We start from the raw sequence: 14,563 nt of genomic DNA on the forward strand, positions 1-14,563 counted from the left end.
CGCCCACGACGCCATTATGTGCGTATGAGCGCACGCATGCACCTATCAACTGCGCATCATGCGCATCCGCGCAGCCCCGGCGAGGAACAGTTCGCGCTCGCGGCCGAGCTCCTCGCCCTGCTCGGCGACCGCACGCGGCTCACCCTGCTGCACGCCCTGACGGCGGGGGAGGCCGATGTCACCACGCTCACCGAGGCGTGCGGCGCGGCGCGGCCCGCAGTCAGCCAGCACCTGGCCCGGCTGCGGCTCGCGGGTCTGGTGGGCACGCGCAAGGAGGGGCGCCGGGTGGTGTACTCGCTGCGCCACGGCCATCTGCGCCGACTGGTCGGCGAGGCGCTGAAGGTGGCCGACCACCGGCTCGCCGAGACCGCGGCCGACGGCGCTACCGCAGCAGAGAGCTGAGCCGCTCCAGCAGGGCGAGCGCCTCGTCCGGATCGGTGGTCGCCGCAGCGAGCGCCGGGCCCAGCGGGGCTTCCTGCACCACCTTCATGCGGTCGGACGGCTCGGCGGGCGGGCTGAGCAGCGTACGACGGCCGTCGCGCGGGTCGGGTTCGGTCGTGACCGCCCCGGCACCGCGCAGCCGGGCCACGCAGTTGGAGACCTGGCTCTGTGCCAGACCGGTGCGCCTGGCGATCTCCGTGACCGTGGTCCGGGGGTGGTCACGCAGGTCGGCGGCCACGATGAGCACCGTGCCCGTACTGGTGGGGTGCTCGCCGATGCCGTCGGTGGGGACGGCGGACTCCGCGAGCCTCTGGAGGCGGTGGCCCAGCAGGTAGAGGTCGGTGACGTTCACGCACCGCAGGCTACATCCGCGACAGATGCATCTCAAGTAGATGCATTGCATCTTGATGCATCTCCATCTGATGGATATGTTTCTCTGCATGCCGAAGACGACGAAGCTCCGTGGCAACCCCTGGGCCGTCCTGGTCACGCTGTCCCTCGGGTTCTTCATGACCCTGCTCGACATGACGATCGTCAACATCGCGATCCCGAACGTGATGAGCGACCTGCACACCGGACTCGACCAGGTGATGTGGACCGTCAGTGGCTACACCCTCGTCCTGGCCGGCCTGCTCGTGACGGCCGCGCGCCTCGGCGACATGAGGGGGCAGCGGGCGCTGTTCGCGGCCGGCGTCGCGGTGTTCACCGCGGCCAGCGCGGTCTGCGGACTCGCCGGCGGGATCGAGGTCCTCGTCGCGGCACGGCTGGTCCAGGGGCTGGGGGCGGCGCTGCTCACCCCGCAGACCATGGCCCTGATCATGGCGGTCTTCCCGGCCGGGCGGCGCGGCACCGCGCTCGGTGTATGGGGCTCGGTCGCCGGGGTGGCGACGCTGTCCGGGCCGACGCTCGGCGGACTGCTGGTCAGTACGGTCGGCTGGCGCTGGGTGTTCTTCGTCAACGTCCCGATCGGACTGCTGGTCCTCGCCCTGACCTTCCTCTTCGTGCCCGACCTGCGCACCGGCCGCGCCCACCGGCTCGACCTGCCCGGCGCCCTGCTCTCCACCACCTCCCTGACCTGCGTGACCTTCGCCCTGATGGAAGGCGACCGGTACTCCTGGAACGCCGGAATCCTCGCGCTCGGCGCCGCCGGGCTCGCCTTCGCCGCCCTGTTCCTGCGCGGGCAGGCGCGGCGTCAGGAGTCCGAACCGCTGGTGCCGTTCCGGCTGTTCGCCGACCGCGGCTTCACCGTGATGACCGGGCTGGTCGGTGCGATCGGGGCCGCGCTGATCGCCGCTGTGCTGCCGCTCGGCCTCTACTTCCAGCAGCAGCTCGGCTTCAGCGCCGTGCACGCCGGACTGGCCCTGGCGCCCTCCCCGTTGGTGTCCCTCTTCGTCTCCCCGCTCGCCGGACGGCTCAGCGACGGGGTCGGAGGCCGCCGGGTGCTGCTGGCCGGGCTGGTGTCCTTCTGCGCGGGACTGCTCGTCGTGATCCTGCTCGCCCAGGCCTCGGCCTCCGCGCTCGTCTTCACGCTGCCGCTGATGTTCATGGGCCTCGGCACCGGCTGCATGATCGCCCCGCTCTCCACCGAGGCGATGCGGCAGGTGCCGGCACAGCTGGCCGGGGCGGCCTCCGGGGTCAACAACACGGTCCGGCAACTGGGGTCGGTCCTCGGTTCGGCCGCGGCCACCGCTCTGATGGCCGCGGGGGCCACCCCGCTGGCCGGCATCCACCTGGCCATGGCCCTCGCGGTCGTCCTGCTCGCCCTCGCCGGTACCGCGCTGTTCGCGACCCGCGCGGGAAACCCGGCGGCCGTCCCGGCGTAGCGCTCAGAACGCGGCGGCCGAACCGAGATACTGCTCGGCGAAGGCCGTCGCCGCCGCGCGTGACGTGAACAGCCTGCGCATCCGGGCCAGCGTGGTGCCCGCGAGGAACGGATCACCGGAAGAGGTGCCGTGGTAGATGCCGGACAGGAACTGCGAGAACTCCTGGTAGTCCCAGACCCTGCGCAGACAGGCGTGCGAGTAGCCGTCCAGTCCGGAGTCGTCGCCCTCGATGATGTGCGCGGTGAGCGCGTCGCCCAGCAGGAAGGCGTCGTGCAGGGCGAGGTTCATGCCCTTGGCGGCGATCGGCGCGGTCAGATGACCGGCGTCGCCGGCCAGGAAGAGACGGCCGAACACCATCGGTTCGACGACGTAGTTGTGCATGTCCAGCACGCGCTTCTCGATCAGCCGCCCCTCGTTGAGCGGTGGCGCGTCGGCCGCGCCGAGGCGTTCGTGCAGCTCCGTCCAGACCCGGTCGTGGGTCCAGTTCTCCGGATCGTCGCCGGGCGGGCACTGGAGGTAGTAGCGGGTGACCTCGGGACTGCGGGCCATGTGCCCGGCGAACCCGTTCGGATGGACGCCGAACAGTACACAGTCCGAGGACGGCGGCGCCTCGGCGAGCAGCGCCAGCCACGCTATGCCGTAGTCCTGCCGCCCGATCCGCACCCGCCCGGCCGGAATCGCGTCCCGGCTCACCCCGCGTGCGCCGTCGCAGCCCGCGACGAACTCGCAGCGCAGGACGTGCCGCCGACCGGTCTCCGGGTCGGCGTACGACACGGCGGGCCGGTCGGTCTCCAGGTCGTGCAGCGTGACGTCCCGCACCCCGAACCTGATGTCCCCGCCGCGGATGTCGGCGTACTCCCGCACCAGGTCCGTCACCAGCAACGGCTGCGGATAGACGTAATGGTGATGGCCCGTCAGGTCGCCGTAGTCGAAGCGGAAGCGCTCGCCGGCGAAGCGGAACTCGCACTCGGAGTGCAACTGCGCCCGGCCCAGCAGGTTGTCGGCCAGCCCGCGTTGTCGCAGACCGTGTACCGCCCATTCCTCGATGACCCCGGCCCGCGGCCGCGTCTCTATGAACTGTCTGCTCTCGGTCTCCAGGACCACACAGTCGATGCCGGCGGCCTGAAGGACGTTCCCGACGGTCAGGCCGGCGGGCCCGGCGCCCACGACGACGACCGTACGGCGTTCCTCGGGCCCGGAGTTGGAGTGGGGGGAGGGGTGAGTCACCCCCGCATTATGACGGTGTCCCGTCAGCCGCGGCAGAGCCGAGGGGGCTGACGGGACACCGTCCGACGAGCGGGTTCAGTGCGCCGGGGCGTCCGTGACCACGACCTCGTCGATGCTGCGCTCGATGTCCTGGGCCGTGGACGCGGTCGCCTTGGCCCAGTAGTAGATGCCGACCGAGAAGACGGCGATGACCACGATGTCCCACCACAGGGCGATGTGGCCCTGGCCGCCGAAGCCGCCCTGCCAGGAGATCAGGCCCATGCCCAGCAGATAGACGGGCAGCCACTGCGCGGCCTTGAAGTCCAGCCGGGGCGCGTCCGGCAGGTTCTTGCTGTGGGCGTAGAAGGCGTAGCCGCCCAGCAGCAGGTAGCCGAGCACGATCGCGATGCCGAGCCGCCACAGGATGTCCCAGCCGGACCAGTAGATGATCAGGTTGGCGACCACGAACGACAGCGGGGAGAGCACCTTGCCGAAGGGCAGCCGGTACGGCCGCTCGAGGTGCGGCAGCTTGTCGGCGAAGACGCCGTACGCCAGCGGCGCACCGGCGTACATCAGCACGCTCGCGGAGGTGATGAAGCCGACCAGCTGCTGCCAGCTCGGGAACGGCAGGAAGCAGATCACGCCGGTCACGAAGGACATGATGAGACCGAACCACGGCACACCGCGGGCGTCGGTCCGGGTGAAGAGCTTCGGCGCGTAGCCGTTCTTCGCCAGACCGTAGGAGACGCGGGAGGTGGCGGTGGTGTAGATGAGGCCGGTGCCGCCGGGGGAGATCACCGCGTCGATGTACAGCACCACGGCCAGCCAGCCGAGACCCACCAGGGTGGCGAGGCCCGCCCACGGTCCGCTGATGCCCGCGTACTTCAGGTTGGCCCAGCCGTGCGCGAAGGTGCTGTGCGGCAGCGCGGCGATGAACACGACCTGGAGCGCGACGTAGATCACGGCGCCGATCGCGACCGAGCCGAGCGTGGCGCGCGGCAGGTCCTTCTTCGGGTTGCGGCTCTCACCGGCCAGCTGGATGGCCTGCTCGAAGCCGAGCAGCGCGAAGATGATGCCGCTGGTGCTGATCGCGGTCAGCACACCCTTGGCGCCGAAGGGGGCGAAGCCCTCGGAGTGGAAGTTCGCCGGGTGGAAGTTGCCGATGGCGATGATGAAGATCGCGGCCAGTGGCACGGCGATCTTCCACCAGGTCGCGGCGCTGTTGGTGTGCGCCAGTACCCGTACGCCGAAGAAGTTGACCCCGACGAACAGGGCCATGAGCACGACGGCCACCAGCAGGCCGCTCGCGGTCAGGGTGCCGTCCGCGTGCTGGAGGTGCTGGGCCCACTTCCAGTGACCGGCGTAACCGATCATGGCCTCGACCTCGATCGGGGCCACGGTCGCCGCCTGCAGCCAGGAGAACCAGCCGAACGACATGCCGGCCAGGCCGCCGAACGCGTAGTGCGGGTAACGGGCCGTACCGCCCGCCACCGGGAACATCCCGCCGAGCTCGGCGTGGACAAGGGCCAGCAGTACGATCGCGACGGCGCCGATCACCCACGAGATGATCGCCGCGGGACCGGCCATGCCGACCGCCTTCTCGGCGCCGTACAACCAGCCCGAGCCGATGATCGAGCCCACAGAGGCCCACATCAGGCCGATCAGGCCGACGTCCCGCCTCAGGCCGCCGGAAGGCCTGGTGTCCTCCGGTGCGGCATTCTCGACACTCACCATGTCAAGTGGCCTCTCATTTTCTGAACGCAGATTTAACGAGCAAGAGGGCACAACTTAAGGGCGGGTTCCGGAAGGGCAGAAGACCCTTGCCAAAGATTTGACCCTCGATCTTGCCTGTCTTGGCCAAAGCTTTTGCGCAGGTGAGCGAGGGTCACGGAATGTCCGTATTCAGTTATGATATGTGAGAAGAGGGTAAGACAGGCAAGCTCAGATCAAGCTCAAATCCGGGCTCGGATCCGGGCTTAGAGTCAGGCTCAGATCCGGCTCAGCCGCGGAATTTCGATGGCCGGGCAGCGGTCCATGACCATGTCCGGACCCGCGGCCCGCACGCGCTCGTACGCGGCCTCGTCGACGACCCCGAGCTGGAACCACACCGCCTTCGCGCCCTTCGCCAGCGCCTCGTCCGCGACCGGCCCGGCCAGGTCGCTGTTGACGAAGACGTCCACCACGTCGACGTCGAAGGGGATGTCCGCCAGTGACGCGTAGCCCTGCTCACCGTGCACCGTCTCCGCCTTGGGGTGGACCGGCACGATCCGCTTGCCGAACCGCTGCAGTACCTGTGCCACTCCGTATGCCGCGCGCTCCCGGTTGGCGGACAGGCCCACCACCGCCCAGGTGTCACCCGTCTCGGTCAGGATCCTGCGGATCGTCGCTTCGTCGCCGTACACCGGCGGCCTCCTCGGTTCAGGGTTCAGGGGAAGACTCGCCGTCGGCAACAGCGTCCGCCGGACCGGGATTCCCCGGCCCGGGCCGGGGACGGCGCAGTACAGGCGGGACAGTCCGCGCGGTAGGGGGTGTCCCATGTCCCGCATGTCCCGCCACGGTGACCTGAATCGTCGCAAGGTGCCTGCGTACTCCCCTCCGCACGCCTACGCTCGGGCCGTGCTGCGCATTCTCGACGCCAAGACCGGTGAGACCGTCCCCGCCGCCCCCGCCCGCCGCGCTCTGACCCGGGTCGAGGCGCATGCCTCCGGGTACGACCTGACGGCGCTGCGGGTCCTGCTCACCACCGACCTGCTCCTGCGCGCCCTGGAGATCGGCGGCACCCCGGTCCTGCCCCTGCTCACCGCCGAGCGCCACCAGGCCGAGCTGCACGCCGCGGCCACCACCCTGGGGATCCGCCCATTCGAGGACGGCCGGGACCTGTCGTCGGGACTGGGCGAGGCCCAGGTCGTCCACGTGGCGGCGGACGGCGTGACCGTGCCCGGCCCTGACGTGACCGTCACCGTCGCTCCCGCGAGCGGCCCGGACGCCGACGTACTCAACCAGCTCGCCGACCCCGCCGTGCTCCGGCTCGCCCTTCTCGATGCCCCGCGCGGCACGGCCGTCCACCTCGGTGCCGGTGCCCTCGACGCGGCCGGGCGGCGGCTCGGCCGGCTGCGGCAGTCGGTGGCCCACTGGGCGCACAGCCCCTCGCGGCCGGTGCCGGAGAAAATAAGGGGACGCCTGCGGGACGCCTGGGAGGACGACCTCGACGTACCCGGGGTGCTCGCCGTGCTGCGCTGGATGGAGAACCAGCCCGAGATCCCGGACGGCGCCCGCTTCGAGACCTGCGCCCACGCCGACCGGCTGCTCGCCCTCGACCTCACCCGCGACCTGGGCAGGTTCGCGTGATCGCCCGGGCGGGTGCGGGCCCGCTGCGCCGCCTGGTCGTCCTGCGGCACGCCAAGTCCGCCTGGCCCGAGGGGGTCTCCGACCCGCTGCGTCCGCTCGCGGCCCGCGGCCGCCGCGACGGCCCCGCGGCGGGCCGCTCCCTCGCCGAGTCCGACTGCCTGCCCGACCTCGCGATCTGCTCCACCGCCGTACGCGCCCGGCAGACCTGGGAACTCGCCTCCGGGCAGTGGGGCACGCCACCCCCGGTCCGCTACGACCGGCGGGTGTACGCGGCCGGCGTCCCCGAACTCCTGGAGGTCGTGCGCGAGGTCCCGGACGAGGTGGAGACCCTGCTGCTGGTCGGGCACAACCCGGGGCTGGAGGAACTGGTCCTCGAACTCGCCGGCGACGGCCTGGACGACACGCTGGAGCAGGTGCGCAAGAAGTTCCCGACGTCCGCGATCGCCGTACTGGCCTGGCACGGCACCGGGTGGGCGGCGCTGGGGCCGGGGACGGCCCTGCTGACGGAGGTGACGGTGGCGCGGGGGAGGAAGGAGTAGCCGCGCCTCGACGGCCTCGGGCCTGCGCATAGGGTGGGCGGATGCAGGACGAGTACCGCACAGTCGCCCGCGCGGGCACGCACGAGACCGAGGTCAACCGCTCCCGCTTCCTGTGCGCCCTCGCCCCGGCGGCCACCGAACGGGAGGCCCAGGACTTCGTCGCGGCGATCCGCAAGGAGCACGCCGACGCCACGCACAACTGCTGGGCGTACGTCATCGGCGCCGACGCCTCCACCCAGAAGGCCAGCGACGACGGCGAACCGGGCGGCACCGCCGGCGTCCCCATGCTCCAGATGCTGCTGCGCCGCGACATGCGCTACGTCGTCGCCGTCGTCACCCGCTACTACGGCGGCGTCAAGCTCGGCGCGGGCGGACTCATCCGCGCGTACGGCGGCGCGGTCGGCGAGGCCCTCGACGTCCTCGGCACGATCACCCGCCGCCGCTTCCGGCTCGCCACGGTGACCGTCGACCACCAGCGCGCCGGCAAGGTCCAGAACGACCTGCGGGCCACCGGCCGCGAGGTCCGCGACGTCCGCTACGGCGAGGCGGTCACCATCGAGATCGGGCTGCCGGACGCCGACGTGGACGCCTTCCGCGCCTGGCTCGCCGACGCGACGGCGGGCACGGCCGGTCTCGAACTGGGCGGGGAGGCCTACGGCGACGCGTGACACCCCGCTCGATGGCACGGAACCGCGAGACCCGGGCCCTGACGGGGCCCGGGGACGGGGCGGGACCGCGGGGTCCGGGGATCAGCGCATGACCGGGGTCTGACGGAGTTCGCTGACGAGCTGCGGGGTGAGGAGTGCGCCGGCGCGGTCCGCGAGGACGGCCATCTCGTAGCCGATGAGGCCGATGTCGCAGCCCTCCTCGGCGAGGATGCCGAGGCAGGAGCCGTCCCGCATGTGGGTGACCATCATGAAGCCGTCGTACATCTCGATCATGACGAGCTTCATGCCGCGGAAGCCGTGCGTCTGGGCGGCGTTCTGCGTGAGGGACACGATGCCGGAGACCACCGCGGACAGGTGGTCGGCGAGGTCGCGGGTCATCCCGTCCGACGCGGCGATGAGCAGACCGTCGGACGAGACGGCGATCTCCTGGGTGTCGCCGCGCGACCGGCGCCTGCCGCCCTGTCCCTGTTCGGCCGTGACCAGTTCGCCGGACTGGATGCGGGCCACGGTGTCGGGCAGGCGGCGCTGGGCGACGTCGTCCGCCTCGCCGGCCAGCGCGTCGAGGGGCCGGGTGATGGAGCGGCCGGCCAGCACGGCACCCACGACCAGGGCGGCGATCACCAGCAGGCCGAGGGCGAGGTAGCCGGTCAGGGCGGTGGCGGCGGCGTCGCGGAGGTCCTTGGCACGGGCCTGGACGTCGGCGTCGACGCTGAGCTGTGCCTCGTACACGGTGCGGTCGGCGCGGATCATGTCGCTGGTGAACCCGGCGGCGTCGGCGTCGATCTTCGAGCCGTCGGCGGCCTTGAGGGCCGTGCGCCCGCGGATGGTGCGCCAGCTGAGCGCGTTGCGTATGGACCGCGCCGAGCCACGCGGGACCAAGGACCGCATCGGTGGCTCCCTCCCCATTTGCCTCACCGGACTGTGACGATCTTCATGAAGCAATCACATGTTTCTGTCGCATATCCGTACATTTCAGGTGACACGGTGTGTTTGTCAATTAGCGATCCCGGTAAGGGGAATGGCCACTTCCAGCGCTGAAACGGAACAGAACTGGACCGTCGGCTGCTTCGCGCGCAAGGGGGAGGGGGTGCCCACTATTGGCCAGTCCACCCCCGGCGCCCAGCCCCTGCGGCATCCGAGTCTCGGATCACGCCTATCCACGCGGTGGATATCTCTCGCTGTTGCGAGCCTCCGGTCGGGGGTGGTTGCGTGCGCGTTGCGCGTGCGACTTACTCTTACAACTTGTAGGAGTCGCCGGGGAGGGTGTCAGCGCGCCCCGGTCAGGTCCCCCACGGGGCACCCGGCGGGCGGTCTCGCGGCGATTGCGGGGCCGTGTCCTTGGCTGAGGAGTGGCGAGAATGAGCGAACACCGGCGCCGATCGTCGGGAAGGGCCGTACCGTCCGGCTCTGACGGCACGCCGGGCGGCGGCCGGGCCGCGGCGCGGAGGGCTGCCCAGGCCCAGGCGCAGGCCCAGTCCCAGTCCCGGGGCGGGCGTGCCCGCCGTGCCGGGGGCACGCGACGTACGGACTCCGGACGCTCCGGACGATCCGGACGTGGCCGACTGATCGACTACCCGCGGGCGGACAGACGCGGCCTCCGGCGGTGGCTGCCTTCGTGGAAGCTGGTGTCCGGCACCTTCCTGCTGTTCGTCGGCTGCCTGATGGGCCTGTTCGGCTATGCCTACGCCACGACGACGATCCCCGGTGCGAACCCCAGTACGCAGGCGCAGAGCAACACCTACTACTGGTCGGACGGCTCGGTGATGGCCACCCAGGGGTCGACCAACCGGCAGAACGTCGATCTCGCCCAGGTCCCGAAGCTGGTGCAGTGGGACTTCCTCGCCGCGGAGAACGCCACCTTCTACACCGACCCGGGCGTCGACACGCAGGGCATGCTCCGTGCCGTCTACCACATGGCCACGGGCGGTGAGGTGCAGTCGGGGTCGACCATCACCCAGCAGTTCGTGAAGAACACCTACCTCAGCCAGGACCAGTCGGTCACCCGCAAGCTGAGGGAGATCATGATCTCCCTGAAGATCGGGGACCAGCTGTCCAAGCAGCAGATCCTCCAGGGCTATCTCAACAGCTGCTACTACGGCCGGGACGCCTACGGCATCGAGGCCGCGGCCCGCACCTACTACCACGTGCACGCCTTCCAGCTGAGCGTCAGCCAGGGCGCCTTCATCGCCGCCACGGTCAACGAGCCGAGCCTGCTGATGCATGCCGACACCGACCCTCAGGCCAAGGCCCAGGCCGAGGCGCGCTGGAAGTACGTGCTGGACCGCATGGTCAAGATCAACAAGATCACCGCCGCCCAGGAACAGCAGTACCTCGCCGCCGGGTTCCCCACGCCCAAGTCCTACGCGCCCTCCGCGGGGATGTCCGGGCAGACCGGTTATCTGGTGCAGGTCGCGACGAAGTACGTGGAGGCCCACGCCTCCCTCACGGACCAGCAGCTGGGGCGCGGCGGCTACCAGATCTACACGACCTTCGACAAGAAGAAGGTCAACGCGCTGTCGGCGTCCGTCGCGGCGATGGAGCGCAAGCACCTCGACCCGAAGCACCGCTCGGCCGACAAGGACGTCCAGGTCGGCGCGGCGTCGATCGACCCGTCCACCGGCGCGATCGTGGCGCTGTACGGCGGGGCCGGCTGGAACAAGGGGCACTGGACGGACAACGCGGACGCGGCCGGCGTGCCGGTCGGCTCCACCTTCAAGCCCATCGACCTGGCCGCCGCTCTCGACCACGGCGCCGTCCTCTCTCCCGGGCAGCCGGCCGCACCGATCACCCCGGACTCGAAGTTCAACGGCGACGACGGCATCACCATCAAGAACCAGCAGGGCCAGGAGCTGCCGGACTCGGGCGACCCCACAGGGCTCCTGCACCAGCGCAACGACGTGACCACGAAGTGGGGTTACATATCCCTGCGCAAGGCGATGGAACAGTCGGTCAACACCCCCTACGTCCAGCTCGGCGAGTACGTCGGCTACGACAACGTGGAGGGCGAGGCCCTGAAGGCGGGGCTCCTGCGCACGAGCCTGCAGTACGACACCCCGGGCTTCTACATCGGTACCTCCACACCGTCGGCGATCCGGATGGCGGACGCGTACGCCACCTTCGACGACAGCGGGGTCCAGCACGAGCCGTACTCGGTGACCAAGGTCGACGCCGACGGCCGGCAGCTGACCGGCTTCGACAAGCCCAAGGGTGCCCAGGCGATGCCCTCCTCGACCGCCGACACCGTCACCGACGTCCTGCGGGACGTGGTCAAGAACGGCACCGGAACCAACGCCCAGGCGCTGGGCCGCCCGGCGGCCGGAAAGACCGGTACGACCGACGACTACAAGTCCGCCTGGTTCATCGGCTACACCCCGCAACTGACCACGGCCGTGAGCATGTTCAAGGAGAACCCGAAGAACGCCGGCCTCCAGTCGATGCAGGGTGTCGGCGGCTACGCCAAGGTCTTCGGTGCCGACATGCCCACCGAGGTGTGGACCGGCTACATGACCGCCGCCCTCCAGGGGCAACCCGTCCAGCAGTTCCCGCCCGCGCCCCAGCTGGGCCAGGGCACGGACGAATACGGCGCACCCTCGCCCACACCCTCCGCCACCGTGACCCAGAGCACGCCCACGGCCACCCCGACCGCACCGTCCACCTCGAATCCCACCACCGGAACCTGCCAGCGGCACCGGCACCGGAGGCAGTGCGTCAGCCCGAGTCCGACCGACACCACCGGTACCACCACCGGCACCACCGGCGGCGGGCTGCTCGGCGGTACGACCGGCGGCACGACCGGTGGTGGCACCTCACCCTCACCGACGACCGGCTCGCCGACCCCGGCCGGCGTCCGCGGAGGGCCTTGAGCCGCGTCATGACGGCCGGTCGGGTGCCAGGACTGCGAAAGGCGGTCGCCGGACGGTTCCTGGTCCGGAACACACGTCCCACGGCAAGTGGAAGACGGACGGGTAGCCTGTCCGCAAAGACGGCGAAGGAAGGCGGACGGCGAGGTGGCGGGCCGAGGAGACGAGGAAGCCCAGGAGGCCCAGGAGGCATCCGGCAGGCGGGCGCGCGGCGCACTCGAGAGCGACGTGCTCGCCGCGCTCTGGGCCGCGGACGGTCCGCAGACCGCGCGTGAGGTCAGGGAGCGGCTGCCGGGCGACCTCGCCTACACGACCGTGCTGACGATCCTGTCCCGGCTGCACGACAAGGGCATGCTCGTCCGGCACCGAGAGGGCCGCGGATACGCCTACGAACCGGCCCGCGACGAGGCGTCGCACACCGCTCAGCGCATGCACTCCCTGCTGGAGGGCGGTTCCGACCGCGAGGCCGTGCTGGCCCGTTTCGTCTCGGAACTGTCCGCGCAGGACGAGCACCTGCTGCACCAGTTGCTGTCCGGGCACGGCGACGCACCCCCCGAGGGCAAGCGCTCCGACAGGAAGCGGTGAGCCGGTGCTGGTCAGCGTCTACATCCCGTTCCTCGTCACCGCGACACTCGCGGTGCTCGCGCCGCCCGCGGCACGTCGGCTGCCCCCGCGCCCGGCCGCCTGGGCGTTGGCCTGTGCCGCGCTGGTGACGGCGGCCGGATGGGCGGGGTCGCTCGCTCTGCTGGCCTTCACCGGCCTGGCGCAGATTCCGCAGATCGCGGCGGAGGGCCGCTGGTCCGTGTCCGCCCTGCGCTCCGAGGACCCGGTCTATTTCGTGGTCGCGGCGGGCAGCACGCTGGCGCTGGCGGCGGGCCTTGTCGCACTGGGCGTGGCCGCCGTCCGGCAGGGGCGCCATCTGGTCCGGGCCCGGCGGGAGTGCGCCGAGCTGCCCGGGCGGACGGAGCTGGCCGTACTCGACGACGACGCCCCGCTGGCCTTCGCGCTGCCCGGGGCGCCGGGACGGATCGTCGTCTCCCGGGGGATGCTGCGCTGCCTCGGCGCCGACGAGCGCGAGGCCCTGCTCGCCCACGAGCGGGCACATCTGCGCGGCCGTCACCATGTCTTCCAGAGCGTGTGGCGGCTCACGGCCGCTCTGAACCCGTTGCTGAGGCCCGTTGCTGTGGCCGGCAACTTCGTCCTGGAGCGCTGGGCCGACGAGGAGGCCGCGGAACGGGTCGGTGACCGCACGGTCGTCGCCCACGCCGTCGGACGAGCGGCCCTGGCGTCCGTCGGCGCGCCCCGTTCCGCCGCGCTGGCCGTGACCGGCGGGGCGGTGCCCCAGCGGGTACGGGCTCTGCTGGCCCCGCCGCCCGTCCGCCGCAGCCTGCCCCTGCTGGCCGGGGGCCTGCTGCTGGTGGTCTGCTGCGCGAGCCTGGCCAATGCGGCATCCGACAGCGACCGGATGCTGGACAGTGCGCAGTGGGCGCTGTGCACGACACGGACCGGTACCGCCACCCCGGCGCCGACCGGCCAAGACCAAGGCCAGGGCCGTGACCATGGGCCGGACGGTTGTTGCGGCGGCCACGATCGACCGGAACGCGGAGAGCAGCGCTTCTGACCGGTCGGGAGGAGCTGACGTCCCGATCGCCTGTCCTGCCCCTGAAGGGGCAGGACGAGTGGCCGCTTCCTCGCCGGTGTCAGCGGGCGGACCGCGCCACGGCGGGTTCGGCCGTCAGCAACGGGCGCAGCGCCCCATGGCTCAGGGAGCCGACCAGCGGGGTGGCCCAGCGGCGCGCGGCGAGGCTGACCAGGAGGGCGACGGGCAGGGCGAGGACCGCGGAACCGAGGACGTCGTGCGGGTAGTGGGCGCCGACGTACACCCGGCTGAAGCCCTCCACCACGGCGAACACGGCGGCGATGGCGCTCAGGCGGCGGTCCAGCAGGAACAGCGCGGCCACCGAGGCTGCGGCCACCGTGCTGTGCCCGCTGGGGAAGGCGTAGTCGGAGGGCGCGGGGCAGGCGTCGACGACATAGGCGTGGGGCATCGACCGGCAGGGCCGTACCTCGGCCACGATCCGCTTGACGACCTCGGCGGCGGCGAAGGCGGTCAGGACGGCCACCGGTGCGGTCAGCGCCAGGGCCATCGCCCGGGTGCCGCGGCGCCGGGCGCGCCACCAGCCCGTGATCATGAGGATCGCGAAGACGCCAAGCCCGAAGTTGGTCCACACCTCCATCGGGGTGTTGAGCCACGGGGTGGCGCGTGCGAAGTCGGTGACCGAGCTGAACAGCGAGCCGTCGATGCCGGACCCGTCGAATGCCAGCTGCGCGGTGGCGGCCGCGGTCATGGCGAGGCGTCCTTCCCTTATGAGTACGCCGACGGAGGGGGCGTGAAGGAAGGTGGCGCGAGCCCGCGCAACCGGTCGCACCCGCCCGCGTGGTGGCGCGTTGGAGACAGTGCAGTGACGTGAAGATGACTGCCCGGTAAATCTACTACATCTTGTAGAGGGGTGGCCGTCGATGCCCCGTGAGTCGGATTACAGGAGGATATTCCCGGCAATTCGGTACCGGAGGCAGGTGATGAACTGAGTTCCGTGGTGGAGCAGGGCCCCACAGGGGTTAGCGTGGTGGGCGCCGATCGTCAGCCTGCGCTGGCCGGTGCTGGTTCTTGAGGTGAC

Annotated in this window: 14 protein-coding genes; 8 read left to right on the top strand and 6 right to left on the bottom strand. The window is 71.1% G+C overall.

Going from position 1 to position 14,563, the window contains the following annotated elements:
• Positions 1-24 precede the first annotated feature (24 nt).
• Complete coding sequence (locus ACIRR9_RS33555) at positions 25-402, top strand: ArsR/SmtB family transcription factor (RefSeq protein WP_384566248.1); 378 nt, start codon at positions 25-27, stop codon at positions 400-402.
• Here the strand turns inward: ACIRR9_RS33555 and ACIRR9_RS33560 are convergent.
• Positions 383-793 (bottom strand): MarR family transcriptional regulator, encoded by a 411-nt coding sequence (locus tag ACIRR9_RS33560; protein ID WP_403759636.1) that lies wholly within the window; start codon positions 791-793, stop codon positions 383-385. The genes ACIRR9_RS33555 and ACIRR9_RS33560 overlap by 20 nt on opposite strands.
• Before the next feature lie 88 nt (positions 794-881).
• Here ACIRR9_RS33560 and ACIRR9_RS33565 point away from each other — a divergent pair, with 88 nt between their 5' ends.
• A complete protein-coding gene (locus tag ACIRR9_RS33565) occupies positions 882-2,264 on the top strand; it encodes a DHA2 family efflux MFS transporter permease subunit (RefSeq protein WP_403759639.1) in 1,383 nt (460 codons plus the stop codon).
• Between the two features lie 3 nt (positions 2,265-2,267).
• On the opposite strand, the gene ACIRR9_RS33570 is transcribed toward ACIRR9_RS33565, so the two are convergent.
• The 3 genes from ACIRR9_RS33570 to ACIRR9_RS33580 form a co-directional block, all read right to left on the bottom strand.
• Positions 2,268-3,491: a 4-hydroxybenzoate 3-monooxygenase gene (locus ACIRR9_RS33570; protein ID WP_403759641.1), complete on the bottom strand. Its 1,224-nt coding sequence runs from the start codon at positions 3,489-3,491 to the stop codon at positions 2,268-2,270.
• 75 nt (positions 3,492-3,566) lie between these two features.
• Positions 3,567-5,204, bottom strand: a complete 1,638-nt coding sequence (locus ACIRR9_RS33575; protein ID WP_403759644.1) for an APC family permease — start codon at positions 5,202-5,204, stop codon at positions 3,567-3,569.
• A gap of 254 nt (positions 5,205-5,458) precedes the next feature.
• Complete coding sequence (locus ACIRR9_RS33580; protein WP_403759647.1) at positions 5,459-5,872, bottom strand: CoA-binding protein; 414 nt, start codon at positions 5,870-5,872, stop codon at positions 5,459-5,461.
• Positions 5,873-6,086: 214 nt separating this feature from the next.
• Here ACIRR9_RS33580 and ACIRR9_RS33585 point away from each other — a divergent pair, with 214 nt between their 5' ends.
• From ACIRR9_RS33585 to ACIRR9_RS33595, 3 genes are read left to right on the top strand one after another with little or no spacing between them, the layout of a single operon-like run.
• Positions 6,087-6,818 carry a hypothetical protein gene (locus tag ACIRR9_RS33585; protein ID WP_403759650.1) on the top strand — a complete coding sequence of 244 codons (732 nt, stop codon included), beginning with the start codon at positions 6,087-6,089 and terminating at the stop codon, positions 6,816-6,818.
• A complete protein-coding gene (locus tag ACIRR9_RS33590) occupies positions 6,815-7,357 on the top strand; it encodes a SixA phosphatase family protein (RefSeq protein WP_403759653.1) in 543 nt (180 codons plus the stop codon). Before ACIRR9_RS33585 ends, ACIRR9_RS33590 begins: the two co-directional genes overlap by 4 nt.
• Positions 7,358-7,398: 41 nt before the next feature.
• A complete protein-coding gene (locus ACIRR9_RS33595) occupies positions 7,399-8,025 on the top strand; it encodes a YigZ family protein (RefSeq protein WP_403759655.1) in 627 nt (208 codons plus the stop codon).
• 81 nt (positions 8,026-8,106) lie between these two features.
• On the opposite strand, the gene ACIRR9_RS33600 is transcribed toward ACIRR9_RS33595, so the two are convergent.
• A complete protein-coding gene (locus tag ACIRR9_RS33600) occupies positions 8,107-8,913 on the bottom strand; it encodes a roadblock/LC7 domain-containing protein (RefSeq protein ID WP_403759657.1) in 807 nt (268 codons plus the stop codon).
• Positions 8,914-9,650: 737 nt separating this feature from the next.
• Here ACIRR9_RS33600 and ACIRR9_RS33605 point away from each other — a divergent pair.
• From ACIRR9_RS33605 to ACIRR9_RS33615, 3 genes are all read left to right on the top strand, one after another.
• Positions 9,651-11,888, top strand: coding sequence for a transglycosylase domain-containing protein (locus ACIRR9_RS33605; protein WP_403759660.1), 2,238 nt, complete (start codon positions 9,651-9,653; stop codon positions 11,886-11,888).
• A gap of 144 nt (positions 11,889-12,032) precedes the next feature.
• Positions 12,033-12,470, top strand: a complete 438-nt coding sequence (locus ACIRR9_RS33610) for a BlaI/MecI/CopY family transcriptional regulator (RefSeq protein WP_384566275.1) — start codon at positions 12,033-12,035, stop codon at positions 12,468-12,470.
• Between the two features lie 4 nt (positions 12,471-12,474).
• Positions 12,475-13,506 (top strand): M56 family metallopeptidase, encoded by a 1,032-nt coding sequence (locus ACIRR9_RS33615; protein ID WP_403759663.1) that lies wholly within the window; start codon positions 12,475-12,477, stop codon positions 13,504-13,506.
• A gap of 79 nt (positions 13,507-13,585) precedes the next feature.
• Here the strand turns inward: ACIRR9_RS33615 and ACIRR9_RS33620 are convergent, their stop codons facing one another.
• Positions 13,586-14,233, bottom strand: coding sequence for a phosphatase PAP2 family protein (locus ACIRR9_RS33620; RefSeq protein ID WP_403759665.1), 648 nt, complete (start codon positions 14,231-14,233; stop codon positions 13,586-13,588).
• Positions 14,234-14,563 lie beyond the last annotated feature (330 nt).

Source organism: Streptomyces sp. NPDC101234 (genome assembly GCF_044767525.1).
Classification (GTDB): Bacteria; Actinomycetota; Actinomycetes; order Streptomycetales; family Streptomycetaceae; genus Streptomyces; species Streptomyces sasae.

What these genes read in the sequence shown, in the direction of transcription:
- ACIRR9_RS33595 (WP_403759655.1), top strand. Translation starts at nt 7,399, where the DNA reads ATGCAGGACGAGTACCGCACAGTCGCCCGCGCGGGCACGCACGAGACC.
- ACIRR9_RS33555 (WP_384566248.1), top strand. Translation starts at nt 25, where the DNA reads ATGAGCGCACGCATGCACCTATCAACTGCGCATCATGCGCATCCGCGC.
- ACIRR9_RS33565 (WP_403759639.1), top strand. Translation starts at nt 882, where the DNA reads ATGCCGAAGACGACGAAGCTCCGTGGCAACCCCTGGGCCGTCCTGGTC.
- ACIRR9_RS33600 (WP_403759657.1), bottom strand. Translation starts at nt 8,913, where the DNA reads ATGCGGTCCTTGGTCCCGCGTGGCTCGGCGCGGTCCATACGCAACGCG.
- ACIRR9_RS33575 (WP_403759644.1), bottom strand. Translation starts at nt 5,204, where the DNA reads ATGGTGAGTGTCGAGAATGCCGCACCGGAGGACACCAGGCCTTCCGGC.
- ACIRR9_RS33620 (WP_403759665.1), bottom strand. Translation starts at nt 14,233, where the DNA reads ATGACCGCGGCCGCCACCGCGCAGCTGGCATTCGACGGGTCCGGCATC.